The organism is Paenibacillus plantiphilus (assembly GCF_927798095.1).
In the GTDB taxonomy this organism is placed as follows: Bacteria; Bacillota; Bacilli; order Paenibacillales; family Paenibacillaceae; genus Paenibacillus_Z; species Paenibacillus_Z plantiphilus.
On sequence record NZ_CAKMMF010000005.1, the window covers coordinates 22,997 to 49,232 of the forward strand.

27 protein-coding genes are annotated in these 26,236 nt (G+C 48.2%); 22 read left to right on the forward strand and 5 right to left on the reverse strand.

Annotation, left to right across the window (positions count from 1 at the left end; all coding sequences use genetic code 11):
* Positions 1-384: 384 nt before the first annotated feature.
* The 18 genes from L6H65_RS05360 to L6H65_RS05445 all read left to right on the forward strand — a co-directional run bounded on the left by L6H65_RS05360 (position 385) and on the right by L6H65_RS05445 (position 17,008).
* Positions 385-1,119 carry a GntR family transcriptional regulator gene (locus L6H65_RS05360; protein WP_236339471.1) on the forward strand — a complete coding sequence of 245 codons (735 nt, stop codon included), beginning with the start codon at positions 385-387 and terminating at the stop codon, positions 1,117-1,119.
* Between the two features lie 144 nt (positions 1,120-1,263).
* Positions 1,264-2,088: a PfkB family carbohydrate kinase gene (locus tag L6H65_RS05365; RefSeq protein WP_236339472.1), complete on the forward strand. Its 825-nt coding sequence runs from the start codon at positions 1,264-1,266 to the stop codon at positions 2,086-2,088.
* A 219-nt stretch (positions 2,089-2,307) separates the two neighbouring features.
* On the forward strand, positions 2,308-3,090 hold the full coding sequence (gene frlD, locus L6H65_RS05370; protein WP_236339473.1) for a fructoselysine 6-kinase: 783 nt from the start codon (positions 2,308-2,310) through the stop codon (positions 3,088-3,090).
* A gap of 30 nt (positions 3,091-3,120) precedes the next feature.
* A complete protein-coding gene (locus L6H65_RS05375; RefSeq protein ID WP_236339474.1) occupies positions 3,121-3,993 on the forward strand; it encodes an amidohydrolase family protein in 873 nt (290 codons plus the stop codon).
* Positions 3,981-4,409, forward strand: coding sequence for a secondary thiamine-phosphate synthase enzyme YjbQ (locus L6H65_RS05380; protein ID WP_236339475.1), 429 nt, complete (start codon positions 3,981-3,983; stop codon positions 4,407-4,409). Before L6H65_RS05375 ends, L6H65_RS05380 begins: the two co-directional genes overlap by 13 nt.
* A 19-nt stretch (positions 4,410-4,428) precedes the next feature.
* Positions 4,429-5,274: a sugar phosphate isomerase/epimerase family protein gene (locus L6H65_RS05385; protein ID WP_236339476.1), complete on the forward strand. Its 846-nt coding sequence runs from the start codon at positions 4,429-4,431 to the stop codon at positions 5,272-5,274.
* Positions 5,274-6,119: a sugar phosphate isomerase/epimerase family protein gene (locus L6H65_RS05390; protein WP_236339477.1), complete on the forward strand. Its 846-nt coding sequence runs from the start codon at positions 5,274-5,276 to the stop codon at positions 6,117-6,119. Before L6H65_RS05385 ends, L6H65_RS05390 begins: the two co-directional genes overlap by 1 nt.
* Positions 6,116-6,934, forward strand: coding sequence for a TIM barrel protein (locus tag L6H65_RS05395; protein ID WP_236339478.1), 819 nt, complete (start codon positions 6,116-6,118; stop codon positions 6,932-6,934). The genes L6H65_RS05390 and L6H65_RS05395 overlap by 4 nt, the downstream gene beginning before the upstream one ends.
* Before the next feature lie 36 nt (positions 6,935-6,970).
* Positions 6,971-7,810 (forward strand): TIM barrel protein, encoded by an 840-nt coding sequence (locus tag L6H65_RS05400; protein WP_236339479.1) that lies wholly within the window; start codon positions 6,971-6,973, stop codon positions 7,808-7,810.
* Positions 7,811-7,882: 72 nt separating this feature from the next.
* On the forward strand, positions 7,883-8,797 hold the full coding sequence (locus L6H65_RS05405; protein ID WP_236339480.1) for a transporter substrate-binding domain-containing protein: 915 nt from the start codon (positions 7,883-7,885) through the stop codon (positions 8,795-8,797).
* Between the two features lie 28 nt (positions 8,798-8,825).
* Entirely contained in the window at positions 8,826-9,566 is a 741-nt protein-coding gene (locus L6H65_RS05410; protein ID WP_236339481.1) for an amino acid ABC transporter ATP-binding protein, read from the forward strand.
* 27 nt (positions 9,567-9,593) lie between these two features.
* Positions 9,594-10,322 (forward strand): amino acid ABC transporter permease, encoded by a 729-nt coding sequence (locus L6H65_RS05415; RefSeq protein WP_236339482.1) that lies wholly within the window; start codon positions 9,594-9,596, stop codon positions 10,320-10,322.
* Positions 10,273-10,926, forward strand: a complete 654-nt coding sequence (locus L6H65_RS05420) for an amino acid ABC transporter permease (protein ID WP_236339483.1) — start codon at positions 10,273-10,275, stop codon at positions 10,924-10,926. The genes L6H65_RS05415 and L6H65_RS05420 overlap by 50 nt, the downstream gene beginning before the upstream one ends.
* A gap of 22 nt (positions 10,927-10,948) precedes the next feature.
* Positions 10,949-11,773: a sugar phosphate isomerase/epimerase family protein gene (locus L6H65_RS05425; RefSeq protein WP_236339484.1), complete on the forward strand. Its 825-nt coding sequence runs from the start codon at positions 10,949-10,951 to the stop codon at positions 11,771-11,773.
* 34 nt (positions 11,774-11,807) lie between these two features.
* Positions 11,808-13,034, forward strand: coding sequence for an MFS transporter (locus L6H65_RS05430; RefSeq protein WP_236339485.1), 1,227 nt, complete (start codon positions 11,808-11,810; stop codon positions 13,032-13,034).
* A gap of 34 nt (positions 13,035-13,068) precedes the next feature.
* Complete coding sequence (locus tag L6H65_RS05435; RefSeq protein WP_236339486.1) at positions 13,069-14,520, forward strand: NAD-dependent malic enzyme; 1,452 nt, start codon at positions 13,069-13,071, stop codon at positions 14,518-14,520.
* Positions 14,507-15,910, forward strand: a complete 1,404-nt coding sequence (gene aspA, locus L6H65_RS05440; RefSeq protein WP_236339696.1) for an aspartate ammonia-lyase — start codon at positions 14,507-14,509, stop codon at positions 15,908-15,910. The genes L6H65_RS05435 and aspA overlap by 14 nt, the downstream gene beginning before the upstream one ends.
* Positions 15,911-16,003: 93 nt before the next feature.
* Positions 16,004-17,008, forward strand: coding sequence for an SIS domain-containing protein (locus L6H65_RS05445; protein WP_236339487.1), 1,005 nt, complete (start codon positions 16,004-16,006; stop codon positions 17,006-17,008).
* A 783-nt stretch (positions 17,009-17,791) separates the two neighbouring features.
* Here L6H65_RS05445 and L6H65_RS05450 read toward each other — a convergent pair.
* Complete coding sequence (locus L6H65_RS05450) at positions 17,792-18,487, reverse strand: hypothetical protein (RefSeq protein ID WP_236339488.1); 696 nt, start codon at positions 18,485-18,487, stop codon at positions 17,792-17,794.
* A 157-nt stretch (positions 18,488-18,644) separates the two neighbouring features.
* The gene (locus L6H65_RS05455) at positions 18,645-20,156 is read right to left on the reverse strand and encodes a vWA domain-containing protein (RefSeq protein WP_236339489.1); all 1,512 of its coding nucleotides are present in this window, start codon (positions 20,154-20,156) and stop codon (positions 18,645-18,647) included.
* 234 nt (positions 20,157-20,390) lie between these two features.
* Here L6H65_RS05455 and argC point away from each other — a divergent pair, with 234 nt between their 5' ends.
* On the forward strand, positions 20,391-21,335 hold the full coding sequence (gene argC / locus L6H65_RS05460) for an N-acetyl-gamma-glutamyl-phosphate reductase (protein ID WP_236339490.1): 945 nt from the start codon (positions 20,391-20,393) through the stop codon (positions 21,333-21,335).
* Positions 21,336-21,463: 128 nt separating this feature from the next.
* Here argC and L6H65_RS05465 read toward each other — a convergent pair whose 3' ends face one another.
* Together L6H65_RS05465 and L6H65_RS05470 are read right to left on the reverse strand one after the other, a co-directional pair.
* Positions 21,464-22,237 (reverse strand): SDR family NAD(P)-dependent oxidoreductase, encoded by a 774-nt coding sequence (locus L6H65_RS05465; RefSeq protein ID WP_236339491.1) that lies wholly within the window; start codon positions 22,235-22,237, stop codon positions 21,464-21,466.
* 87 nt (positions 22,238-22,324) lie between these two features.
* Positions 22,325-22,672: an ArsR/SmtB family transcription factor gene (locus tag L6H65_RS05470; protein WP_236339492.1), complete on the reverse strand. Its 348-nt coding sequence runs from the start codon at positions 22,670-22,672 to the stop codon at positions 22,325-22,327.
* 203 nt (positions 22,673-22,875) lie between these two features.
* Here L6H65_RS05470 and L6H65_RS05475 point away from each other — a divergent pair, with 203 nt between their 5' ends.
* The 3 genes from L6H65_RS05475 to L6H65_RS05485 all read left to right on the forward strand — a co-directional run bounded on the left by L6H65_RS05475 (position 22,876) and on the right by L6H65_RS05485 (position 25,153).
* Positions 22,876-23,463, forward strand: coding sequence for a TetR/AcrR family transcriptional regulator (locus L6H65_RS05475; RefSeq protein ID WP_236339493.1), 588 nt, complete (start codon positions 22,876-22,878; stop codon positions 23,461-23,463).
* A gap of 39 nt (positions 23,464-23,502) precedes the next feature.
* On the forward strand, positions 23,503-24,255 hold the full coding sequence (locus L6H65_RS05480; RefSeq protein WP_236339494.1) for a (S)-benzoin forming benzil reductase: 753 nt from the start codon (positions 23,503-23,505) through the stop codon (positions 24,253-24,255).
* A 109-nt stretch (positions 24,256-24,364) separates the two neighbouring features.
* Positions 24,365-25,153, forward strand: a complete 789-nt coding sequence (locus tag L6H65_RS05485; protein WP_236339495.1) for an ankyrin repeat domain-containing protein — start codon at positions 24,365-24,367, stop codon at positions 25,151-25,153.
* 176 nt (positions 25,154-25,329) lie between these two features.
* Here the strand turns inward: L6H65_RS05485 and L6H65_RS05490 are convergent, their stop codons facing one another.
* Positions 25,330-26,025, reverse strand: a complete 696-nt coding sequence (locus L6H65_RS05490) for a hypothetical protein (protein WP_236339496.1) — start codon at positions 26,023-26,025, stop codon at positions 25,330-25,332.
* Positions 26,026-26,236 lie beyond the last annotated feature (211 nt).

Below are 26,236 nucleotides of genomic sequence, written 5' to 3' on the forward strand. Positions count from 1 at the left end.
CTTTGGGTTTTCCGCTTCCGGTATCCGGGCGGCGTGTGTGCTAATCTGTATGATTTTTCATATAGAATCGTCGAATTAACCGCCAATTGATTCATTGTATATGATTTTTCATATAGAATGATCAATTTTATCCTCCTGAGGCCAAATCTGTATGATTTTTCATATACAATCTTGCGGGGCCTAAGCAACAGTTAGCAGATCGAGCGCCGTCGTCATGCAACGCCACACCGCGCGCTCGGAGCTGCGCGCGGTGCGAAAAGGCAGAGTGGGCAGCGCTTATATGTAAAAAACAATAATACTAAGCTTTTATTAAGACAACATATGATATAATAAATATACACATGGGAATGTTATTCTATTCCACTAGATCGAAGGAGTATGACGATGAAATTAAATGATGCCAGTCAAAAGCCGCTTTATCTTCAGCTAAAGCAAATCATTAAAGAAGATATTTCAAGAGGCATTTATGAAGCTGGGCAAAAACTGCCGCCAGAAGCGGAGATTTGCAAAACATACGGAGTAAGCCGCATTACTGTCCGCCGGGCCATTACGGATTTAGTGGAGGAAGGTATTCTGCATAGTCAGCAGGGCAAGGGCAGTTATGTGCGAGAAATAAAGGAGAAACGGGAGTTGATTTCCGTCGGCAGTTTCTCCGACATGACAACCGCTTCCGGAAAAACACCGAGTACACAAATTTTATCCAATGTCATTATTGAAGCCGATGAAAAATTGGCAGCTATGTTTAAAATTAAAAGGAATGATCCTGTACTTAACCTTCATCGGCTTTTGTTTATCGACAATCAGCCGTTCATTATTGAAACCTCCTACTTTCCGCTTGAATATTTGCCGGATTTAGAAAAGTATATTGGAGAATCCTCTTCTACTTATCAAATCCTGAAAAAGAGGTACGACATTGAACCGGCTTTCTCGGAAAAAACGCTGGAAGTGATCCTCGCGACGGAATATGAGTCAAGCCTGTTTCACTGTGATCGCGGAACGCCTTTATATCTCATCGATAAAATTACGTATGACCAAAAGGATCGACCGTTGCATTACTCCAAATCCCTTTATTTGACGAACAAAGTCATCTTTACGATTAACACTGGAAAGCGCATTTAGAACCTATATGCCATTGTGAGGCTCTCGATTTATTCCTTCGACTTATGCGGAGAATAGGATCGAGAGCCTTCTACTTGACGAATCCGCTCTGATTTGTATAAATTATTATAATACAACGTATAACAAAATAAGGGGCGACAACTCATGAGGCTAATTGCAATCGGTGATAATGTTGTAGATTATTATCAGGACCAGGATATGATGTACCCTGGCGGCAACGCGTTAAACGTAGCGGTTTCGGCCAAAAGAAACGGAGCGAAGTGCTGTGCCTACCTTGGTATTATCGGAGATGACGCAGCCGCCAAGCACGTTATAAACTGTATGCAGCTGGAAGGCATCGATGCTTCGCGGATACGTCATACCTATGGGCCTAATGGAGAGGCTGTCGTAACTTTGAATGAAGAGGGAGATCGGATTTTTGTAGGTACGAATCGGGGAATTCGAATGCCGTCTCTCTTGCAGCTCAGGCTTACCGATGATGATTTATCCTATATTGATCGTTACGATCTCATTCATACGAGTGTTAACAGCGATATTGAGCATGAGCTCCAGCGATTATCTCTCCGATTGCCGATTGCCTTTGACTTCTCAACTAAGAAGCGTTGGGACGAAGCGTATTTGCGGCAACTATGCCCCTATTTAACCTATGCTTTCTTCTCAGGAAGCGATATGAGTGTGGACGAAATAAAGGAGCTTACCGCACTCGTGCACGATTTGGGAGTAAAAGTGGTGGGCGTCACGCGCGGGAGTGAAGCGGCCCGATTCTCAGAGGCAGGCGTTCTATATGAGCAGGAGCCGCTGCCAGTCCAAATTCTCGATACGATGGGCGCTGGCGATTCGTTTATCGGAGCATTTTTGGCAGCCTATCATGATTCTGGAAATATGAAAGCAGCCCTTTATCAAGCCGCTTGTTCGGCTGTAACGACATGTGAACACTATGGTGCATTTGGATATGGTAGGAAAAAATAAAAGATAATGCGAAGTGTATGTTAGTAAATCTATCATATACTTCGCTTTTTTTTGGGAATTATAACCCCATGTAATTAAATATTACATTATGAAAACATTTTCATTTCGTAATCGGGTTGACTTGGGATGCAAACAGATGGTATATAATATTATATAACAACATATGAAGAGTTGAGCTTGAAGATTTGCTCGGCTGAGGTTGTTGCTTAGGAGGGCGATATGAAGGTAGCGGGCGTGGGATTTAATTGCATCGATATTTATGAGGATTTAAACAAATGTTATCCAACCGGCAACAGCGTAGATTTTGTCATTCATATGAGTCGATTAGGCGCAGAGGCTTCCATGGTCAGTGTTGTCGGCAGTGATTCTTATGGTGTCCTAATGATTGAGAAACTCCGGGATGAACAGGTGGATATTTCCCATATGCATACCCGTGAGGGCAAGACAGCTATCTTCATAATGGATATGAACGGTAATGACCGCGTGCACAAAGAAAAGATTGAAGGGGTTATGGCTGATTTCGCCTTATCCGAAGAGGATAAACAATTTATCCAGAATCATCAGGCGATTCATACGAACCTGTCTGGTCAGATTACGGATCAGCTTTCCTGGTTCCGCAATCAAGGCATCGAGATTATTTTCGACTTTTCCACGAGGACCAACAAAGAAGTTGCAGCGCCTATATTGCCCGATACGGACTATGCTTTCTTCTCTTACACACAAGAAGACGAGTATATTATGGAGTTCATCAAGTGGGCGCATCATTTGGGACCGCGAATCGTAGTTGTAACGTTGGGTGAACGGGGCAGCCTAGCCTATGATGGGCAAACCTTATTCAAGGGAAATATCGTTCCTTCTGAGGTGGTTAATACGGTCGGTGCGGGGGATTCGTTCTGTGCAGGATTTATGTACGGACAGCTGAGCGGCTGGACGATACCTGAATCGCTCAAGAATGGAGCGAAGGTAGCTGCTGAAGTCGTATCCAAGTTCGAACCTTACTAACGAGCCCAGCCGGGAGAGAGGCGGATCAAGTTGATTATTGACGTACACACACACCCGATTTTTCATAAAGCAATCAGCGAGGATAAAGGAGTGCTGGACTATCGCAAGCAGCAGTTCGGCATTTACAAACAGTCGCCCGCTCCGATCGAGTCGGTGCTTCAGGAAATGGATTATATGGGGGTCAGTCGATCCATCCTGCTTCCCATTGATCTAACGACACAGAGCGGCGGTTGGATCGTCTCGAATGAAGAGGTCCGAACAATTACGGAACTCGCGCCAGATCGCTTTATCGGATTCGCAAGCGTTGATCCATATCGAAGTGATGCTGTGGAAGTGCTGGATCGGGCGTTCCGAGTGCTCGACCTGAAGGGCTTGAAGCTCCATCCTTCCAAGCAGAAATTTTATCCGAACGACGACATCATGAAGCCCATCTATAAGAAATGTCTGGAATACGACAAGCCCATTATGTTCCATGCGGGTATGAGCTGGGAGCCGGATGCGCCGGCGAAGTATTCGCACCCTCTGCATTTCGAGGATGTAGCGATCGCATACCCTGAGCTTCGCATGTGCCTGGCGCATTTTGGCTGGCCCTGGATTCAGGAGACGGTCATGCTCCTGCTTAAATATCCGAATGTATTTACGGACACCTCCATTCTGCATATGGACAATGCTCTGGACTTCTATAAGCAAGTATTCAAGACCAATATGGGGCCGTTGTGGATTGAACGAAATTTGAACGACAAGGTGATGTTCGGTACGAACAGTCCGCGATTCAAGGCCAAACGTCTGCTGCCTGCACTCGAAGCGATGGAGTTTCGACCGAAAACGCTGCAGAAAATACTTGGCGGCAATGCGGAAGTCTTCTTGGGCGAAAGGAGGAATGAGCGGCCTTGGTTAAACTAAAAACGATCGTGCTGCGTTCCACGGCAGAATTTCAAATGATTAAGATTACGGAAGAAATCCGCAGCTTCATCGAGGAATGCGGGGTTCAGAACGGAATTGCTGCTGTTATCTCCGCGCATACAACGACGGGAATCATGGTTAATGAAGGACTGGAATGCGTGGAGACGGATATTGAAGAGCTGCTTGAACGTCTGGTTCCGAAAGATATGCCTTATGCCCATGCACACTTCCTTCCTTCGTATGGAGCGACGGGCAGCAATTCTCCCTCTCACCTGAAGTCGATGCTGTCCGGGAACAGCTGCATGTTCGTCGTTCAGAACGGCAAGATGATCTCTGGAGATGCACAGGATGTGTATCTGTCGGAATTCGACGGTCCCAAAAGCAGGAAGGTGCACATTCAAGTAATCGGTGAATAGGAAACGGAGTGAGCCCGTCATGACTCATCTTAATCGGTCGCAAATAGCAGGAATGAACGAGAATTACCGGCTGTTTCCGCTGACTTACTTTCTGGATTCCATGGTCGAGCTTGAGATTGAAGCAATCGAGCTGTGGGCGGGCGCGCCGCATCTATATATAGAAGATTTGCAGCTTGCCCAAGTGAGAGATATCCGCAAACAGATTGAGAGCCGTGGCTTAAAGCTCATCTGCTATACGCCGGAGCAGTGTCAGTATCCCTTCAATATTGCAGCGAAAGAGCCGCAGCTTCACCGAAGAAGCATGAGTTATTTCATGAAAAGTCTGGAGGCTGCCGCAGAGCTTGGAACCAACCTCTTTCAGACTGTGCCGGGCTGGGGATATTTCGATGAACCGATGGAGGAAGGCTGGGAGCGAGCCAGAGATTCGCTTGCTGCTCTTACCGATCGTGCTGGTGAATTGGGCATAACGATCGTGCTGGAGCCGCTGGAGCGAAGGGGTACGAATCTCATTACGGATTTGCCGTCACTAAGAAGGATGCTTGAGGAAATCAAGTCATCGCATTTGAAGGTCATTATCGACACCTGCCCAATGGCAGCAGCGGGAGAATCCTTCGAGGATTATTTTCAGACCTTCGGCAAGGACGTCAAGCACATTCACTTTGTAGACAGTCTTCACCGGGCTTGGGGTGACGGACACTTTCCTCTTCCTGCATTTCTGAGGGACATCGATAATTACAGCTATGAAGGATATTTAACGCTTGAGATTTGCGCACGAAGCACGTTCGCCAATCCTGCTGAAGCGGTTCGCCAAAGTCTGGCTCACCTGTATCAGGAGATCGATCGTCTGAAGGAGGCGACCGCTTGATGATAGAGTCAGGTATGAGAATAGCGCCTATGAACGTGTTGTATAAATTTTTCTCGCTGGACTATTTCCTTGATGCCGTGGTCCGCAATCATTGTCGAACAATTGAACTGTGGGGCGGAGCGCCTCACATCGATATCGAAGAGATCACCTCTGAGGAAGTCAGGCATTTGAAGAAGCGTATCTCAAGCCGGAGCCTTCAGGTGTGCTGCTTGACACCGGAGACGGGATTATATCCGGTCAACATTGCATCAGAGGACAAGCTGACCAGCAAGAGAAGCGAGGCTTACTTAATGAAAGCCTTGGAGGTTGCCGCAGAGCTGGGCATTCCACTCATGCAGGTCACAAGCGGCAGCGGGTATGATAACGAATCTGTCGATGAGGCGTGGGGCAGGTCAGTGGACATACTGGGGCGCATCGTTCTAAGAGCGGAGGCGCTCGGCATCGAGTTGGCGCTTGAGCCGTTGTCACGGCATGAATCCAATCTTGTCTATAATTCAGCTACACTCGGCCGAATGCTTGCTGACATCGATTCACCTGTACTGGGTGTTCAATTGGATACGTCGGTTGCCGCCGCAGCCGGTGAGTCGCCATGGGACTACTTCCGTCTATTCGGAACACGCATCAAGCATATTCAACTGATCGACGGACCGGATGGACATTTGGCTTGGGGAGATGGCAGTTTGCCGTTGGCTCAATACGGGGCAGAAGCCTGCGAGCACGGTTATACCGGCTCATTCGGGCTGGAGCTGTTCGACCATAAGTATTATGTGGAGCCGGACCAAGTGTTGGCGCGAAGCATTGGGGCGCTGCGGTCGTTGGATGTAAAGGGAGGGGGGCAGGCATGAAGAACGTATCCGTCATGAACTATAACTATCAGCGTTATCCGCTGGAGTATTTCCTGGATTCCATGAACCGTCTGAACGTCGAAGCCATTGAGCTCTGGGCGGCGGAGCCTCATCTCTATGTGGAAGATTTGCCGGCTTCCAGACTGGCCCAAATCCGAAGAGAAATTGTCAGCCGGGGGTTGAAGGTGATCTGCTTTACTCCAGAGCAGTGCGCCTATCCGGTGAATATCGCGGCTCGGGACGAAAGGCTGCGCAACCGAAGCATCTCCTACTTCAAGAAGAGTCTGGAGGTCGCCGCAGAGCTTGAATCTCCGCTGCTTCTAGTCGTTCCGGGGTCGGGATTCTATAACGAACCCAAAGAGGAAGGCTTCAAGCGATCGGCTGAGTCATTGCGGATACTCGGTGAAGAAGCAGAGAAGTACGGCATTCATATTGTGATGGAAACGCGGTCGAAGTATGGAACCAACCTGGTGAACACCAGGGCTGACCTTCGGAAATTGGTCGATGAAGTCAACTCGCCTTTTGTCGACCCGATGCTCGATACAGTTCCTATGTTTACGGAAGGCGAGGACGTGCGAGCGTGGCTTGATGATTTTGGGGATCGCCTGCGTCATGTTCATTTCTGCGATGGAGACGGGAAGGGCGGTTCGAATATGGCTGTCGGCGATGGAGTGTTCCCGATGCAGCAATATTGGGAGCTGTTGAATCGGGAGTATAACGGTTATTTGACCTTGGAGCTGGTCGTGAACCGTTATTATCTGGAGCCGGAGCAGGAGGTTCAGAAATGTTTGGACCGGCTGCGTGCAATGCAATAAGGACCCTATCCGAATCATACTGAGGGGGATGAAGGCGTGGCTAAATTTGCAAATATGAATTTTCATTATCAACGTTATCCGTTCGATTATTTCCTCGATTCGACAGTCAGGCTTGGCATGCAGGCGGTAGAGCTTTGGGGAGGCGCCCCGCATGTCTATGTGGATGATGCTTCCCATGAGGATATTCTCTCTATGCGGCGTGAAATGAAACGTCGCGACCTTGAGCTCGTTTGCTTTACGCCTGAGCAGTGCATATATCCGATCAATCTCTCGGCCAAGGACGATACGCTGCGCCGCAGAAGCATCGAGTATTTCAAGACATGCATCGGCGTAACGAACACGTTGGAAACTTCTTTGATGCTGGTAACGGTAGGTTATGGTTTCTACAATGAGCCTGCTGAGGAGGCTTGGGCGAGAGGGCTTGAATCCCTGCAAATTCTTGCGAAGGAAGCAGAGGAACAAGGTGTAGTGCTTGCGCTTGAGCCGATGTCCAAAATGGGTTCAAATCTTATTACGGATTTGAAAACGCTTAAGAGAATGTATGCCGAAGTAAATTCCCCGGCCTTGAAGGTTCTAATGGATACCATTCCGATGACTCTCGGCGGCGACAGCATCGAAGCCTACGGCGAAGCCTTTGGCAACGACCTTGCGCATATTCATTTTCTGGACGGAGACGGGAAAACTTCTGCACATCTTGGATGGGGCATGGGCGTCTTCCCGCTGGAATCGTTCGCGGAAAGCCTGGCTGCAATTGGGTATGATAAGTATTTGACGCTCGAATTAATAGGACCCCAGTATAACTGGGAGCCGGAGCAATTTACGAGAAGCAGTCTGGACCGATTGTCCGAGGTATTCGGAACAATCACTGCTCGCTAAGCGAAGAGGCGTTATGGATGTATGAATAAAGGCATTATCCGAATTCCATAATTAGAAAGCGGGGAAAGAAAAATGAAAAACTTGATAAGCAATTCGATAATGGGCAAAGGCAAAGGGGTACTGCTTCTCTCAATCGTTGTGATGATGATTATTGCGGGATGCGGCAATGAGGGGAACAAAGGCGGCAATTCTGATGCCTCCAAGGCGAACAATGAAGGAACGAAAGCAGCAAGTCCTGCAACAGACGTTCCAGCGCCGCCTGAAGCAGTTACGAAACGCGGCAAGCTTATCGTAGGCGTCAAGGTCGATTATCCGCCGCTCGGCTATCTCGACGCAAACGGCAAGAATGCCGGCTACGAAATAGGCGTTGTGAAGAAGATGGCGGAATATGCTTTCGGTGATGAGAACGCAGTAGAATTCGTTCCTGTTAATGCAACCAACCGGATTCCTTATCTGGAATCGAAAAAAATTGATTATATCGCGGCTACTCTGGGTGTAACGGAAGAACGTAAGAAGCAGCTTGATTTCTCGACCAACTTCTTCGATGGAGGAGCGGTAACGGTCGTGCTGAAGGATAGTGAAATTAAAGCAATCCCAGATCTCGCCGGCAAGAAGGTTATCGTAATTAAAGGCTCCACTGGTTCCACCTATCTTGAGGAAAACGTGCCGACTGCCGAGCAAATCAAGATTGAAAGCAATGCAGATGCACTCCGCGCATTGAAAGACGGTCGGGCCGATGCCATGTTCCATGACGCCGTATTGATGACTGAATTTGTAAGCACCTCAACGGATTATACCATTGTGGGAGAACAGGTGGCATTTGCGCCGATGGCGCTGGGTGTGCGCAAGGATGATGCGGAGATGCTTAACTTTGTAAATGGCGCACTGGAGAAAATGAGAAAAGATGATTATTTCAAAGTACTCATTGAACAGTATCTGCCGCAGGCGGGCGATCTTGACCCGATGGAAATGATTCCGAGACCGTAAACACGAGGACAAATTGGGAGGGAACAGCATGGAAGAGAGAAAACCCAAATTATCCATCCGCAATTTGCAGAAGCAGTTCGGAGATAACACCATACTTCGCGGTGTTGATATCGATGTCTATTCACAGGAAGTGATCGTTATCATCGGACCAAGCGGATCAGGGAAGAGTACCCTGCTCCGCTGCATCAATGGACTGGAAAGCATTAATGGAGGAGAGGTGTATATAGACGATTGTAAAATTGAGTATACACCGTCAGCTCTTCAGCAGGTTCGTCAGCGGATCGGCATGGTGTTTCAAAGCTACAATCTATTCCCTCATCTAACGGTGATAGAGAATCTGCTTCTGGCTCCAATGAAAGTACAGAAACGGGCCAAAAGCGAGGTGCTTCCCCAAGCAAGAGAGCTGCTTGAGCAGGTAGGATTGCTGGATAAGGCAGACAGCTACCCTGCCCAGCTTTCAGGAGGCCAGCAGCAGCGGGTAGCAATTGCCCGCTCGCTGGTTATGAACCCGGAGGTGCTGCTGTTCGACGAAGTGACCTCCGCACTTGATCCAGAGCGTGTAAGGGACGTTCTGGATGTAATGAAGGATTTGGCATCACGAGGCACGACGATGCTTATTGTCACCCATGAAATGGGCTTCGGTCGCGATGTTGGCGACCGCATTATTTTCATGGATCAGGGTGTCATCGTAGAGCAAGGACCGCCTGAGGTGGTTTTCGGTAATCCGCAAGAAGAGCGTACCCGACAGTTTTTGCGGAATGCCATGTAAGTGACACCACAGTAGGAGGTGCTTGGATTGAGCTTTGATTTTGGTTATATTATCGACACATTGCCGCTGCTGCTTACCGGTCTGAAAATGACCCTTTTCATCAGTGTCTTCAGCATCCTCTTCTCTCTAATCATCGGGATGGGCGGGGCTGTTATTCGAACATTGAAAATCCCGGTATTATCTCAATTGGTTGTTGTATATGTGGACCTGATCCGCAATACGCCGCTTCTTGTGCATGTGTTTTTTCTCTACTTCGGCCTTCCGGCATTCGGCATCAAGCTATCTGCGGTAGCTGTTGGCATTATCGCCCTCTCGCTTTGGGGAGGCGCATTCGCTGCCGAGAATTTCCGCGGCGGCACCGACGCTGTTCCGCATGCTTTAATCGAATCCGGTCAATCGCTGGGCTTGAGCACCTGGCAAATTGTAAGCCATGTCATTATTCCGCTTGGCTTCCGAATCAGCTTTCCCGCATTCTCCAACACGGCGGTATCTGTTATTAAAAACTCCGCGTATATGACCAGCATCGGGGTTGCGGAGCTGACCTTTATGGCCGTAGACCGCATGGCATACGATTTCAAAACCTATGAGATGCTGCTCACAATAGCGGTCATATACTTGATTCTGATTTGGGGAACGTCCTATTTGTTTGGCCGTATCGAGCGCAAGCTTGATTTCAATAACAAGACGAAGAAAGGCAGTGGCTTGAATGGAAGTGTTATCAAGAAATTTGGACTTTCTTCTCGACGGACTGATTAATACGATCCTATTAAGCTTAAGCTGCATTGGGATTGCGCTTGTAGTTGGAATTGTGATCGGTGTGCTGCAAACGAACAAAAACCGGCTCATTAAGCTGCTTTCACGGGGCTATGCCGAGCTGTTCCGGGGCCTTCCCATCGTAATAACCCTGTTTCTTGTTTTCTTTCTCTTGCCTGAATTCGGTGTGAATGTGAATAGTTATATTTCTGCAATGATTGCGCTCAGCCTGTGGAGCAGCGCGAATATTTCCGTAGCTGTGCGCGGCGCGATCCAATCCATTCCCCCGACACAAATGGAAGCGAGCTTGGCACTCGGCTTGAGTTCCTATCAAACGATGCGCTACGTCATTTTACCGCAGGCGGTTCGTCGCATGCTTCCTTCTGTAATCGGTCTAATGTCAAATCTGGTCCAATCGACGTCGCTTTCGGTACTCATCGGCAATCTGGATTTTCTGAAATCAGCCCAGCTTATCATTGAGCGGGTCGAGTTGATGGAAGGCTTGTCGATTGCTACTCAGATGTACATGTTAGTATTAGCGGTTTATTTTATCATTTGCTACCCGCTATCGATATTGGCGAAAAGAGTCGAACGCATCTATCGCTAAGTCTTCGGGAGGTCTGAAGAGAATGAGTAAGATCGACAAGTCGCGAATTGCGATCATGAATATTCATTATCAATATCATCCGCTTCATCATTTTCTTGATGCGATGGAACGACATGAGATCAGAAACATCGATTTATGGGCCGGGTATCCACACTTTCTCGTCAGTGAGGCTACCTATCAGGATGCTGTCAAGCTTCGCAAGGAGCTTGAACGGCGGGGGTTGAATCCCATCTGCTTTACGCCGAAGCAGGGTGGTTATCCGCTGAATATAGCCGCAGATGACCCGATAATCCGGCAGAAGTCGCTTGACTATTTGCTCAAAAGTGTAGACATTGCAGCAGAGCTTGACGTTCCCATGCTGCAGCTGCTTCCAGGCTGGGGGTATTATGGCGAAGAACCCGAGGAAGCCCGGAAACGAGCCTGTGAAGGGATTCGCAGGGTTGCTGACAGAGCGGGATATTACGGTATTACAGCTATTTTGGAACATCTGCAAATCATTGAATCCAATCTGGCTCTGACTCGCTTCGATTTGAGAAAGATGCTGCGGGAAGTGGATTCACCGCATTTGAAGGCGGTCGTGGACACGTGTCACATGGCGGTTTCAGGCGAGACGCTCGATGAGTATTTCACCGATCTTGGCAGCGATCTCGTTCATGTGCATTTCAATGAATCGGATCAGCTCCCGCTAGGCGAAGGGAATTTACCGCTCAGCAGCTATATGAGCGAGCTTCGGCAACGGAACTATGATGGATATCTATCTCTTGAAATTTGTTCGCGCAAGCACTATATCGACCCGGATGCTTCGCTAAGTATTAGCCTGAGAACGATGGACAATCTACTGAAATAACCTGCTGACAGGCGAGCATGCTTTGGAGGCACTCATGTTGAGTGAAGGTGTACGGAAATATTCGCTGCATGTTTACAACTATTTTTTCTATATCGCCTATGCGTCGTATCTCCCTTTTCTGAGCTATTGGTTTGTGGAAGACGGCTTGTCAACGCAGGAAATTGGTCTTATCTTCTCAATTGGCCCATTGATCGGATTAGTGATGCAGCCAGTGTGGGGCATGCTGATCGATTATTACGGGATTGCGAAGCTTGTATTGATCTGCAGTATGGGCGTAACACCATGGATTATGCTGGCCTATCAATATGCCGACCACAATTTTGCATTTTATATAGGGATTTCGATTCTGCTGGCCGTGTTTGCATCGGCGACGTTGCCAGTCGTCGATGCCATAACTGTAAAGCACGCCAAGAAAAATGCACTGAGCTACGGGGCCATCAGAGTGGTAGGGTCCATCAGTTTCGGTCTTTCCGTCACCATATTTGGCATCCTCTATGAACGGTATGGGCTATCCTTGTTATTTACGGCCTACATCATCTCTATGTCGGTTATGTGTTTGCTTAGTTTTTTTATCGCTGCGGATAAGAGAGCAGATAAGAGAGCAGATAAGAGAGTAGATGAGAGAACGGACCCGTCTCCGAAACGCCAAGGCAATATGTTCAAGGAGATGCTGCCGCTTCTTAAGGAACGCAGGTTTCTGCTCTTCCTGATCCCTGTCTTTGTGGTGGCGATCGGTCCGCAGCTCAACAATGCCTTTTATTCGGTCTATATCAGTCATTTTGGCGGAGAAGCGGCAGGGAAAATCGGTATTCTTTATACCATTTCCTCTATTGCAGAAATCCCTGTCTTTCTATTGTCCGGTTATATAATCCGCAAGCTCGGTTATATCAGAACGCTCACCCTGGTCTCGCTCGCCGGAGCCGTCCGCTGGTATGTGATGTCTCTGGAGCCCGCGTTCGAGATTCTGATGATGAACCAGATCTTGTCCGGTGTGACTTATGCGCTGTTCTTGGCCACCGGAATCAATTATGCCTACGATAATAGTCCGAAGCATACAAAAACTACGGCGCACTCCTTATTCATTGTTGTCTATACGAATATCGCCGGCATTGTTGCGAGCAACGTGGGCGGCTGGGTTATTGGCATTGGCGGTTATCGTCTGCTATTCGGCGGCGCAGCCGCGCTCAGTGTGCTTGGAGCGGCAGGATTCGCCATGCTGGGTAGAGTCAAGTCCGAAGGGCTGCAAAACTATAAAGCCTAATATCGGTTTTTCTCTGGAAGGGAAGAGAGGCAACATGGGATTCGAGAGTTTAATGATTCGTTTGGAATTATCACACGGCAAAGCATCCTTCGGAGATGTGGCGTCAACGGTTAGCCGCTGTGGAGGAGATGTCGTAGCGGTAGATGTAATTCGTTCGGGCAGCAGCAATTCTGTTCGAGATATTACGGTCCAGATGGGTCCAGACGGTTATGAACGCACAATTGAAGCGCTTAAGCTGCTGGATGGGATTAACGTCATAAATGTGTCGGACCGGACGTTTCTTGCTCACCTGGGAGGCAAAGTCTCCATTCGCCCGACGATGCAGATTAAAAACCGCGATGATTTATCCCGGGTCTACACGCCCGGTGTGGCTCGGGTTTGCATGGCAATTGCCGCAGATCCAAAGAAGGTGTATAACCTCACAATAAAGCGGAATACGGTAGCTGTCGTGACGGATGGTACAGCTGTGCTGGGGTTAGGCGATATCGGTCCTGGTGCGGCTGCTCCGGTAATGGAAGGAAAGGCGATGCTGTTCAAGCAGCTCGCTGATGTCGATGCTTTTCCCATCTGTCTGGATACGAAGGATACGGAGGAAATCATTCGGATTGTTAAAGCGATCAGCCCGATTTTTGGCGGTATCAATCTCGAAGATATTAGTTCTCCACGCTGCTTCGAGATCGAACGCAGACTGCAGGAGGAACTGGATATTCCGATATTTCATGATGACCAGCATGGCACGGCTATCGTTGTGGTTGCCGGATTGATCAATGCTCTCAAGGTGATAGGCAAACGGATGGAAGAGCTGCGTGTTGTGGTGAACGGAATCGGCGCGGCCGGTGTGTCGATCTGTAAGATGCTGCTCGCTGCTGGCGTGAAGCGGCTGGTTCCCATCGACCAATGCGGGGTCATCGTAAGAGGAGGCGCTTACGACCATCCCATGTGGCAGTGGTTGGCCGATCAAGCGCAGGTCGAGAGTCAGCCGGGCAATCTGTCGTCAGCCATCGAAGGAGCGGATGTCTTTATCGGGGTATCCCGCGCGGGCGTGTTGTCGGTTGCGGATGTTCGCAAGATGGCGGATCATCCAATCGTCTTTGCGATGGCCAATCCGGAACCTGAAATTTCGCCGGAGGAAGCCCTTCCCTTTGTTCGGATCTTCGCAACAGGGCGGAGTGATTATCCGAATCAAATTAATAATTTGCTGGTGTTTCCGGGGATTTTCCGAGGGGCGCTGGATTGTCGGGCGAGCTCGATTAATGAAACGATGAAGCTGGCAGCAGCTAAGGCTATTGCGGAAGTGGTAAGCGAGCCGGAATTGAATGAGCAGTATATTATTCCGAGCATATTTAACGAACAGGTCGTCGTGAAGGTCCGGGAAGCTGTAATAAGGGCTGCAATCACCACTGGAATCGCCAAACGCATTCCGCCGGACTTTCGGGACACGACGGAAGAGAAGGGAGGAATCTCCCATACTGCTGGACACGCATAGAGTTGAATCGGATTTTCTCGGAGAGAGGCTCGTGCCGGCAGATGCCTATTACGGTATCCAGACGCTGCGAGCGGTGGAGAATTTCCCGATTACCGGCTACCGATTGCATGAGAGTCTTATCCAGGCAATGACGGTGGTGAAGAAGGCGGCAGCCCAAGCCAACCGGGAAACAGGCAGATTGCAGCCGAGTATCGGATTAGCAATCGAGCAAGCAGCCGATGAGATCCTTGCAGGCCAATGGCATGAACAATTCGTCGTGGATCCTATCCAGGGAGGCGCAGGCACGTCGATCAATATGAATACGAATGAGGTGCTGGCCAACCGGGCAATCGAGCTGATTGACGGGGTGAAGGGTGACTATATCCAGATTAGCCCCAACACACATGTCAATATGTCACAGTCTACCAACGATTGTTTTCCGACAGCCGCTCGTATCGCCGCCCTGCGATTAATGGATGAATTATTAGTCGTGTTACGGTTCATGCATGCCGAGTTTGAGAACAAAGCCGAGGAATTCGACAGCGTGATTAAGCTCGGGCGCACCCACTTGCAAGATGCAGTGCCGATTCGGTTGGGCCAGGAGTTTGAAGCCTATGCCAGAGTTGTGGGGCGTGATATTGAGCGCATCGATCGGACAAGGAATCATCTGTATGAAGTCAATATGGGAGCTACGGCCGTAGGGACCGGGCTCAATGCAGACCCGGCATATATCGTGCGTGTGGTAGAAGCATTGTCCGAGATAAGCGGCTTGCCGCTTCGACGAGCGACTCATCTGCCTGATTCTACTCAGAATACGGATGTATTTACCGAGGTGTCGGCTGCCTTGAAGATATGCATGATCAATATGTCCAAAATCTCCAATGATCTTCGCCTTATGGCATCAGGTCCCAGAGCCGGCCTTAACGAGATTAACCTCCCTCCGCGGCAGCCGGGCTCATCCATTATGCCGGGGAAGGTCAATCCCGTTATGTGCGAGGTTATGAACCAAGTGGCTTTTCAAGTTATCGGAAATGACCATACGATCTGTCTGGCATCCGAGGCGGGCCAACTGGAGCTTAACGTGATGGAACCGGTTTTGGTGTTTAATCTGCTGCAGTCACTCGATATGATGAAACGGACTTTTAGCGTATTCCGCCAATATTGTCTTGAAGGCATAAAGGCCAATATCGAGCAATGTAAAGCCTATGTCGACCATAGTGTAGGGGTTATGACCGCACTGAATCCCTTTTTGGGCTATGAAGCGTCAGCGCGGATCGCTCATGAAGCGATTCAGAACGGAAGGTCTGTCCGCGAGCTAGTGCTTTCATACAAATTATTGGATGAAAATCAACTGGATAACATTCTCGAACCTTTCCGAATGACGAGCCCTGGCATTGTTGGAGAAACGTAATAAGCGGCTGTTGACATTATGAGCAAATATGTATATGTTTATATAAGACAACATATAACAATATAGATAAATCTTAAATTGGAGGAAGAAACGATGAGCGTAGCTAACGTATTAACACATGCACAAGATCAGGTAAGCCGCATTATCGAAGCCTACAAAGAAAGAACAATCAACCGAGTCTTTCTAGTCGCCTGTGGAGGATCTTCCGCTCTGATGTATCCGAGCAAATATTTTATCGACCGTGAATCGACCACTATTACGGCCGAGGTGTATAACTCGAATGAGTTTATTTACCGCAATCCGTCGACGCTTGGCGCTGATTCCCTCGTTATCCTGTGCTCTCATAAGGGTAAAACACCTGAAACTACGGAAGCTGCCAAGTTTGCGAAAAACAAAGGGGCTCTTACGATATCGCTTATGTATGTGGCTACCGCACCGCTTGGAGACGAGTCGGATTTCATCGTCAACTATAGCTGGGCGCCTCCAGGACAACTGGACCCGCATCCGGAAATCGCGAACTATGCGATTCTGTACCGTTTGACAATGGGGCTTCTGGCTGTTAAGGAAGGGAACAAGAAATATGAGAAGCTGCTGAACAGCTTGAACAGCTTCGGCACAGTACTTGAAAAGGCCAAGGAGCAATCGATAAACAATGCTCAGGCTTATGCTCAGGCGAACAAAGACGAGAACGTCATTTATACAATGGCAAGCGGTGTTAACTACGGTATCGCTTACTCGTTCGCGATTTGTATCCTGATGGAAATGCAGTGGAAGCATTCCCATGCGATCCATGCCGGAGAATTCTTCCATGGTCCGTTCGAAATTTTGGATAAGGATGTGCCATTCATCCTGTTGATGGGACTGGACGAAACGCGCCCGATGGAAGAGAGAGCGCTCAAATTCCTGAAGGAACACGGCGAGAAGTTGTTGATTCTTGATGCTAAAGACTTCGATATGAGTGTTATCGACGAAGAGATGAGAGGCTACCTGGCTCCACTTCTGCTGAACTTTGTGCTCCGGGTGTATGCAGTCGAGCTCGCCGCAGCAACAGGCCATCCGCTTGAAACAAGACGTTATATGTTTAAAGTCCCTTATTAATCCGGTTAGTAGCTTGATCCACCAGGATGGTAGTGTCCAAACGGGGGCAGTCCCAAAAGGGCAGTAACAAGTGAGTCAATCCCATAAGATGTGGCGAAGACGCCTCCAAAACCACTGTATATGACTGTATATGTGGGTATGGAGGCGTCTTTTTACATTTTCAAATCAATGCGTGCGGGGAGTCCTAATTCAAAATTGACTTGTGAATATATTTAGTATTCGCATCCATTGACGGACGGAAATCCGGTGACGACGGGTGAGAAGCAAGAACCGAGAAGCCGCGTCGGATGCAGATTTGGGGCTTATGGGCAGGCCGATCCAGACGGCTGCTAGCCAAGTCATCTGTGTGCCCGCTGGGTACTTGCTGCGTACCCGCTGGGTACTTGCTGCGTACCCGCTGGGTACTTGCTGCGTACCCGCTGGGTACTTGCTGCGTACCCGCTGGGTACTTGCTGCGTACCCGCTGGGTACTTGCTGCGTACCCGCTGCATACCCGCTGCGTACCCGCTGCATACCCGCTGCGTACCCGCTGCGTACCCGCTGCATACCCGAATCAACCATCTGCATGTCTGTGGTTGACTGCTAGCACGCATCGCCTTGCCGACCGCTGGGAGCTGCGCGGCGTGTACAGGAGCTTTTATTCTGTATGATTTTTCATATACAATCGCTGAGATAACCGCAAAATGACGAATTATATGCGATTTTTCATACAGATTAGCCAAAGTTGCCTTCTGTCGCTCAAATGTATATGAATATTCATATACAATCGCATGAATCGAACGTTCAAACCAAATCCGGACTTTGGATGGAACCTACATATTCATAGTAAATGACCCGCCCGGACAGTCCCCTTGCTACGGCTCGGAACTTTCCCTTATCCACCAGTATGCGACAGTACTTAATAACCGTCATCGTGTGCAACTCCAGCTCCCTTGCCGCCTGGGCGGGACGAATGACACGATTGTGGCGAATTGCTGCCCGCATCAAGTCGCGTTCGATTTTTGAAAAAGGTTTTCTAGCCGTTCTTCTAGCCGTTCTTTTAGCTCCAGACTCAGCCGATAGATAGGGGGATAGAATGTTCCGCAGTGCCGAGAGAATGAACGAGGGGTTCTCCTTTAATTCATCCAGAGAGATGGAATAGACTGCGCAGTCTTGGGCCTGAAGAAAAAGCCCCCGGTTCAAATCCCTTCGATACTTGGTTCGGTCCGTACCGTGGGAACCGAAGTCCATGATTTCAAAAATAATGCGTACGGCTCCAGCAATCCACATGAAATCTACGAAATAGGATCGCCCCCGCCAGTCCTTCACTTCATATTCAGGATGCAATCCGTGAAAATGTCCGACAAGCGGCCACCAAATTTGCTCAACGAACAACCGGTTTCCGTAGCCATGGCCGCGTTTTAAGGCGTCGAGACGCTCCCCCTTTCGTTGTCTTAGATGATTGCTTGTCCAGTTATCGTGCTCAATGTGGAACCCCATTCTCTGCTACCTCGCCTTTTCGTATTGTTCGATATAAGCATAAAAACCCCGACTCCTCTCCGGTATAGAAAGGAAGCGGGGCATTCTTTGCCATTTGCCTGCGATATGATATTCATAGTGTGCCACAAAATCTTATGAAGAGCAACGGGAGAAGGGGCTATGATTGCTCGCGGATTTTAATGACTCCCTTAACCAATTCGATAAACTCCTCTTGCCGCTCGCTGGAAGCGTGCTTCTCCGCCATCTGAAGAACATGTTGCAACCGGCTCTTCCCGACGCCGTCGCTGTCTTTCATGATTTTAGCGAATTCAGCGACAGCGGCAATAAACAAGGTTTCATCAGACAGCTCGCCGGACAAGCTGATCGCGGCTTCCGACTCCCTGGATCGATTGTTATTGTCTACGTCCTTGTAACGGATCGTAACCTTGCCCCATTGCTTCGACGCATTGTCCTTCAATTCAATCTCATATAACGCAGTAACGGAATGCCCGGCTCCCACTTCCCCGCCGTCCACTTTGTTATCACGGAAATCTTCATCGGCAATTGCCCGGTTCTCATAGCCAAGAAGGCGGTACCCCTTCACTTGCTGGGGATCGAATTGGACCTGAATCTTGGCGTCCTTAGCGATCGTCTGCAGCGTCGTGGTAAGATTCTCCTGGAACATCTTCTTCGCTTCATCTATGTCGTCAATATAGGCGTAGGCGCCATTGCCTTTGTCCGCCAGCTGCTCCATAAGCACATCATTATAATTATCCATGCCGAACCCGAATGTGCTGAGATAAATGTTCCGTCCGGCGTAAGTTTCAATCGTCTGGAGAATGCTTTCGGCCTCGGTTTCGCCGACATTGGCCACTCCATCGGAGCACACAATGACGCGGTTAATGGCTTCCTTGTCGTAGGCATGGCTGGCTAGCTTGTAGCCTGACAGCAATCCTTCTTCCACATTCGTCGATCCTTCGATCTGAAGCTCATCAATAGCATTCAGTATAACGTCTTCCTCTTCAACCGAAGTAGGCTCCAGAACCGTACGTGCATTAGAGCCATACACGACAATGCCGATCTTATCGTTATCCCCCAGTTGATTCACTAGCAGCGCCAAGCTTTTCTTGACTAATCCGATTCGATTGTCTTGGTCCATGGAGCCGGATACGTCGATAACAAACGTTAGATTCGCTCTCTTCCGATCCTCTGTATCAATCTCCTTGCCTTTGATCCCGATACGGACGAGTTGTGAACCCCCTTCCCGAAACGGAGAAGGGCCTGCATCGACATGGATGGCGAACGTATCATCCTGAGGCGGCTCATCATTCAAGTCGAAATAATTGATGAATTCTTCCAGACGGATCGCTTCCTGAGGCGGCAAGCTCCCATTCTCGATATAGCTTCTAACCAATGAATAAGAGCCTGTATCTACATCCATTGCGAAAGTGGACAGCTGATCATCATCTGCTGATACATAGGGGTTGGTCCCGTAATCCTCAAAGAACATGTCGGACGGTGCGGGTGCGGGAGGTTGCTGGGCCGTTTCTTCAGACGTTGATGTATCCAATGTACTTGATGTATCCGATGTACTCGGTGTATCCGCTTTCAAATTTGCCTCGCTGGCACTGCATCCCGCAACTAGCGCACCAAGCAAGAGCACGAGCAACAAGCTCATCATTCTATTCATCTTGAACTCCCCCATTTTTTCGAATGACCTTTCTCCAACTCGATAATACCACAAATTTACTTTATGTTACAGTAGTGTTACAGAATTATTTCTTTAATATTTCAATTACATTGCTGTCATATAACAGGGTTTGATTGACCCTAGCGATTGTGGGGATATCGTAATCGTTATTGTTGAATATATATACAACAATATGTATAATTATCCACATATCAAAGGGTAAGAGGTGGGAAAGTGAAATATAAAATATTTGTGGATGGTCAAGAAGGTACAACGGGTTTAAAAATACATGATTACTTATCTGGCATTTCTAACATAGAAGTAATCAAAATAGAGTCGGAGAAACGAAGAGATAGCGAGGCACGCAGGGATTTAATAAATGAAGCCGATGTCGTATTCCTTTGTCTTCCGGATTCCGCTTCAAGGGATTCCGTATCGATGGTAAGTAATAATAAGACCAGAATAATTGATGCAAGCACAGCGTTCAGGACCAACCAGGAGTGGACGTACGGATTACCAGAATTACATAAGAATCAAAGGGGGAAAATCCAACACTCATCGAGGGTATCTGTCCCAGGCTGCCATGCGACAGGGTTTATTTTAGCGATACAACCTTTGATAGCGGAGGGAATTATTCCGAGGGATTACCCTGCCTCTTGTTACTCGCTTACCGGATATAGTGGTGGAGGCAAGGGGCTCATATCTGAATATCAGAGCTCAAACAGGGAGCAGCTATCCGCACCAAGACCATATGCACTTAACCTTAACCATAAACATCTTCCAGAAATGCAGCTATATTCGGGGTTACACGCAGCGCCGATTTTCACTCCAATAGTCGGAAACTATTATCAGGGTGATGCAGTTACTATCCCTCTCTTTCCTGGAATGTTCTTAAAGCATGTAACGGCGAGAGATATTCAAGAGCTGCTTGCCTCGTATTATGAAGAAGAGCGCTTTATTCGCGTTATGCCCTATGACTCTGAGGCATATCTTGAAGACGGCTTCTTTAATCTCATGGCATGCAATCATACAAACTATTTGGATATCTTTGTTTTTGGTCATAAAGATAGAATTGTGCTTGTGTCCAGATTTGATAATTTGGGAAAAGGGGCCTCGGGGGCAGCCATTCAAAATATGAACATTATGCTTGGATTTGACGAAGGTGCAGGGCTGGAGTAAGAGATAAAGAAGGCCGACAGTACGCGCTCTTGTAGCGACGGTCGGCCCTGAAAGGGCTGTTGTGAAGGTTGCCGGGAGGGTAATCTTACACAGCCCTCTTTGGGCTTTCCGTATAATAGCTCTCGAATTTACATCTTCCGCTCCAGCACGGATCGCGTGATTCTTGTGACGAATTTGCGCGGAAACAACCTTGGAGCCTGTGTCAGAAGCCAATTCTGCACACCGGGAACGACGAATACCTTGCCTCGCATCAGAGCGGTGTAGCCGATCTGTGCGACCTTGTCCGGGGACATGAGCGCCTTCGGGTCGGAAACCTTCTGTCCATCCATCTTCGCCTTGCGGAAAAACTCCGTTCCCGTTGCGCCTGGGCAAAGGGCCGTAACGGTGACCCCCGTCCCTTGCAGCTCGTTAGCGACGGCTTCAGTAAGAGAAAGCACGAACGCCTTGGAAGCGGAATAGTTCGCGCTGAGCGGACAGGCGTAGAAGGAAGTCGTCGAACCTACGTTCAGAATGCGCCCGCTGCCCCTTCGCACCATTTCCGGAAGGAATAGCATTAGAAGCTGCGACAGTGACTGGACGTTGAGCTGCAGCATCTCCTGCTCCGACTGGACGTCCAGCTCGTGTAGAAAGCCAAAGGAACCAATGCCAGCGTTGTTGATCAGAATATCGATGGACTGACCTTGAAGACGTTCATGCAGCAGCCGAGGGCCATCACTCTGAGCCAGATCGACAGGGGTGGTGAGTGTCTGAACACCGTGCTGTCTCTGCAGCTCGGTTGCAAGATGGCTCAGCTTGCTTTCGCTGCGCGAAGCCAGGATGATCCGATAATTCTGCTTGGCGAATAGCTCGGCGAACGCCTTGCCGATACCGCTTGATGCTCCGGTAATGAGTACAGTTGCCATTTGGGGATGCCTCCTAAATCATAATTTATCTAAAAACCATATAAATAAATAATTAGTTATATGGTTATTTAGCGCGAGCATAAGGGACTATTCGTCCCCTGGTGTCTTCAATACAAGGATTTGCTCGGTTGTCTCCAGGAACGCCTTCAGTAGCGTCACGGAATCCTCGATGTCCAGACTGTAGTAAATTTCTGTTCCGACCTTGGAGGAAGTAAGTAAACCGGCTTGCTTTAATATTTTCAAATGATGCGAAATGGCGGAACGTGACATGGGTGTACGTTCAACGATCTGGGCGACATTAAGCGCTTCGTGTTTGGTTAGTATCATAATAATATCTTGCCGCACGGGATCGGCCAATGCGAGGAAGATCGAACTGCATTGTTGCAATTGCTTATGAACGACAAGCTCTAAATGTGTCGTATCCGGGTGGTCCATTCATGTATCGTCTCCATTCAACCAAATAACTAGTTTGTTGGTTATAATATAACTTGGTTGTATGTCTCTGTCAAGTTTATACAGTGGCGTCAGCTGGCGGCTGTTTAGAATATTTTTTAACTATCGGTAGTTAAATTATTGACTTCTTTATTTCCTGATGTTTATAATAATTACCAGTAAGCCAGCGGAGGAAGTGAAGATATATGAAGAAGAAGGAGCTTACTACTAATCAGTTAATTGAAGCAGCGTTCGATCTTTTTGCTGAGCATGGCTTGGAAAGAACGAGCTTAGGGATGATCGCCAGCAAGGTCGGCATAACAAAACCATCTATTTATTATCATTTTCCTACCAAGGAGGAGTTGATCAGTCGGACCTTCGAACATATTTTCAGAGACCATCATTTCGACAAGTACTTCCAGTTGGACCACATAACGAAAGAGAATTTTATAGATACCTTGCTTCAAGGCGGGCTGAATATGTTGCCGGACGGCAATAAAGAGCATTTCGCAGTTCTAAGGGTGTTGAGTGAATTTATGATACTTGCGGAGCGTGATGAGCTTTATAGAGCGCGTTTAATCGGCATGCAGCAAGAGTTTCTCAATGGCTTTCGCGCCCTGTTGTTAAAGGGAGTAGAATTAGAAGCTGTTTCATCACAGAATGTAGATTACAAGGCGCAAATACTTGCATTAGTCATTGATAATTTATCCCGATGCATGATGATGAAATTCACTTTGGACTATCAAGGGGTTTGGAGGGAAACGGTCCAAAGTATTCTCATCCAAGGGTCGTGAGTGTAGTGACAGATGGTGACATGAGGGGGGAATGGCCTAATGAAATATTTTATTATTACAGGTACATCTAGAGGAATTGGAGAAGCGCTGGCCAATCAATTATTAGCCGAGGACCATCATATCTTCTGCATATCGAGAACACCCAATGAACGGGTAATCGAACGTGCAAGAGAAATGAATGCCAGGCTGAGCTACTACGCATTCGATCTTAATCAATTAGTTGACATTGATAGACTATTCGAAGAGATATTTCATAAAATGAAAGACGAAGCAGAGCAGCTAACAGCGATTTATTTAATAAACAATGCAGGCATGTTAGCTCCGGTGGCGCCAATTGAACACAACACCGCTGCCAGCATGATGGAGAATGTGAATGTCAATCTCATTGCTCCGATGATTACAACGTCGAATTTTATTAAGCGCTCACTGCCATTTAACATGGATAAGCGAATTATGAATATATCATCAGCCTCTGCCCGCTATTTGCTGCCGTCGCAAAGCTGTTACAGCACATCGAAGGCGGGTCTGGATTCGTTCACTAAAAGTGTGAGCATCGAGCAGTCAAGTCAACAGCAGCCTGTCAAGGTTGTGTCCGTATATCCGGGGATGATAGACACACAGCTGCAAGCAGAAATTCGCTCGGCAAGCAAAGAACAGTTTCCCTACGTAGATCAATTTATACAGCTGGAACAAGAAGGGAAATTACAAACGCCTGAATATACGGCAGCTAAATTAATAGATATACTCTTTAATGAAGAGTATGGAGTAAATGCCGTTGTTGAAAGCTTATAATCGAAACGATGAGCCTGTATGCGTCTCGCCCAAATGCCAAACGCTGCTTTGCAAAATGCGAGCTGGCTAAGGGCAGATATGAATGATAGATGTGTCAGGAGGCTTGGGCATGGAATTTATGTACGAAGATGACACGCTGGCAGTATCGGTTGTCACAGCGATCCAGGCTGGCGATATCCCATCGTTGAGACGGCTTCTTGTCGAGAGTCCATGGTTGGCAACGGCAAGAATTATCGGAAGAGACGATAGCAACGAAGGAGAAGGTTGCAGGACATCTCGAACACTGCTGCATGTGGTGACCGACTGGCCGGGTCATTTCCCAAACGGCTCGGCTACCGTAGGCATGTTGGTCGAGTTCGGCGCGGAGGTGAACGCCCGGTTCACTGGACCGCACACGGAGACACCGCTTCATTGGGCTTCGAGCTGTGATGACATTGAAGTGCTTGACGCGCTTCTTGATGCTGGCGCCGACATCGAAGCGCCAGGCGCAGTGATCGCAGGTGGCACACCACTAGATGATGCAGTGGCGTTCGGACAGTGGAGGGCAGCGCATAGACTGGTTGAACGTGGAGCGCAAATGGCACTCTGGCATGCGGCTGCGCTAGGACAAATGGCTGCAATTGAGGCCTGCTTCACCGGTTCCGCACTTTCAGAGCGATACCCTTGGGGAGCAAGTCGCTCTTCACCACCCGACAAGATTACCGTCGCCTTCTGGTGCGCTTGTCACGGTGGACAACAGCGCGCTGCAGAGTATCTTCTCAATCGGGGCGCTGAATTGAATTGGATTTCGGTTTGGGATGGATTGACCCCGCTGGACGCAGCGCAACGCAGTCTTGCTGCTGATATGGTTCATTGGCTGCGCAGTCAAGGCGCCAGGTCTGCCGGTGAATTGGCATAGCATAATAAAACCCCCTCCGGTCAACAGTGTAGAGTCGATGATATCATGAACTGAGTTCATAATATCATCGACTCTTTTTTCACTGTCTACCTTGAGGGGATGCGATTAGAGCTTGCCATGCCCAGAATTTATCGGGGCATCTTTCGGCTTTCTCAATGACCTGAACTTAGAAAATGCTAATTCTCGCCAAATGACGAGATGAGAACTTGGTAGTTGAAGTCAGCCGGATTTTTAGGAAGAATTTTAATTTTAACAACTTGACCTGCCGTGAGGTTTAGCACCACTTGGGAATATTGGCTGCCAGCTTCATAATTATCATTCTCGCCAATCAGATTGCCGCTAGCATCATAAGCTTTAATAACGGTGTCGCGAGCAATAGAACCATAAACAGCACCGCCAGTTGTAAACGTATATTGCTGGGAGCTAGGGGCCGTGAATGTACCGATTGCGCCGATCTCAACATATTTAGTTCCCAGATTAGACAGTGTAACATCCGAGCTTAATACAACTAAACCGGCCTTCATCGTACTGAAAGAGCTCGTAGGAACACTAGCATCTATACGCACGACTTCTCCTGCCGTCATATTGTAGGAAGCGTGGGATCCGCCATAGGCTACACTAGAAACAATTAATTGATTCTGATCATCATACAGCTTAAGCGATGTTGTCATTGAAAGAGGGAGCAGTTTGGACAATTTGAAGATATACACTTTGCTTTCCGGTGCTGTAAACTCATAGGAAACGACTCCATCTGGTTGTGTAACGATCTTAGAATCGTTCAGTCCGATCGCCGGGATCGTTGCAGACGCAACAGGGATAACCGCAAACATAAATACTAGACACATGGCAAGTGCAAATAATCTCTTCTTCATTAAAACTCCTCCATTTTTTGTAAATTATTTTTAATAAACTATAAAATTTTTCTAGATCACCGCCTTTTTTATTTGTTGCTGCGCTGCACGAAGTCATTGTATCAGAGGATTTATACAGCGTACATAGTATGAAAGACCTACTTTATGGATATTTTTGTCGTTTAATGTATTGAATCACCTATTATTTATAAAGCTCCAATAGAAAGAGATA

What these genes read in the sequence shown, in the direction of transcription:
- L6H65_RS05360 (WP_236339471.1), top strand. Translation starts at nt 385, where the DNA reads ATGAAATTAAATGATGCCAGTCAAAAGCCGCTTTATCTTCAGCTAAAG.
- L6H65_RS05365 (WP_236339472.1), top strand. Translation starts at nt 1,264, where the DNA reads ATGAGGCTAATTGCAATCGGTGATAATGTTGTAGATTATTATCAGGAC.
- frlD (WP_236339473.1), top strand. Translation starts at nt 2,308, where the DNA reads ATGAAGGTAGCGGGCGTGGGATTTAATTGCATCGATATTTATGAGGAT.
- L6H65_RS05385 (WP_236339476.1), top strand. Translation starts at nt 4,429, where the DNA reads ATGACTCATCTTAATCGGTCGCAAATAGCAGGAATGAACGAGAATTAC.
- L6H65_RS05390 (WP_236339477.1), top strand. Translation starts at nt 5,274, where the DNA reads ATGATAGAGTCAGGTATGAGAATAGCGCCTATGAACGTGTTGTATAAA.
- L6H65_RS05395 (WP_236339478.1), top strand. Translation starts at nt 6,116, where the DNA reads ATGAAGAACGTATCCGTCATGAACTATAACTATCAGCGTTATCCGCTG.
- L6H65_RS05405 (WP_236339480.1), top strand. Translation starts at nt 7,883, where the DNA reads ATGAAAAACTTGATAAGCAATTCGATAATGGGCAAAGGCAAAGGGGTA.
- L6H65_RS05410 (WP_236339481.1), top strand. Translation starts at nt 8,826, where the DNA reads ATGGAAGAGAGAAAACCCAAATTATCCATCCGCAATTTGCAGAAGCAG.
- L6H65_RS05420 (WP_236339483.1), top strand. Translation starts at nt 10,273, where the DNA reads ATGGAAGTGTTATCAAGAAATTTGGACTTTCTTCTCGACGGACTGATT.
- L6H65_RS05425 (WP_236339484.1), top strand. Translation starts at nt 10,949, where the DNA reads ATGAGTAAGATCGACAAGTCGCGAATTGCGATCATGAATATTCATTAT.
- L6H65_RS05430 (WP_236339485.1), top strand. Translation starts at nt 11,808, where the DNA reads ATGTTGAGTGAAGGTGTACGGAAATATTCGCTGCATGTTTACAACTAT.
- L6H65_RS05435 (WP_236339486.1), top strand. Translation starts at nt 13,069, where the DNA reads ATGGGATTCGAGAGTTTAATGATTCGTTTGGAATTATCACACGGCAAA.
- L6H65_RS05445 (WP_236339487.1), top strand. Translation starts at nt 16,004, where the DNA reads ATGAGCGTAGCTAACGTATTAACACATGCACAAGATCAGGTAAGCCGC.
- L6H65_RS05450 (WP_236339488.1), bottom strand. Translation starts at nt 18,487, where the DNA reads ATGGGGTTCCACATTGAGCACGATAACTGGACAAGCAATCATCTAAGA.
- L6H65_RS05455 (WP_236339489.1), bottom strand. Translation starts at nt 20,156, where the DNA reads ATGAATAGAATGATGAGCTTGTTGCTCGTGCTCTTGCTTGGTGCGCTA.
- L6H65_RS05465 (WP_236339491.1), bottom strand. Translation starts at nt 22,237, where the DNA reads ATGGCAACTGTACTCATTACCGGAGCATCAAGCGGTATCGGCAAGGCG.
- L6H65_RS05470 (WP_236339492.1), bottom strand. Translation starts at nt 22,672, where the DNA reads ATGGACCACCCGGATACGACACATTTAGAGCTTGTCGTTCATAAGCAA.
- L6H65_RS05475 (WP_236339493.1), top strand. Translation starts at nt 22,876, where the DNA reads ATGAAGAAGAAGGAGCTTACTACTAATCAGTTAATTGAAGCAGCGTTC.
- L6H65_RS05480 (WP_236339494.1), top strand. Translation starts at nt 23,503, where the DNA reads ATGAAATATTTTATTATTACAGGTACATCTAGAGGAATTGGAGAAGCG.
- L6H65_RS05485 (WP_236339495.1), top strand. Translation starts at nt 24,365, where the DNA reads ATGGAATTTATGTACGAAGATGACACGCTGGCAGTATCGGTTGTCACA.
- L6H65_RS05490 (WP_236339496.1), bottom strand. Translation starts at nt 26,025, where the DNA reads ATGAAGAAGAGATTATTTGCACTTGCCATGTGTCTAGTATTTATGTTT.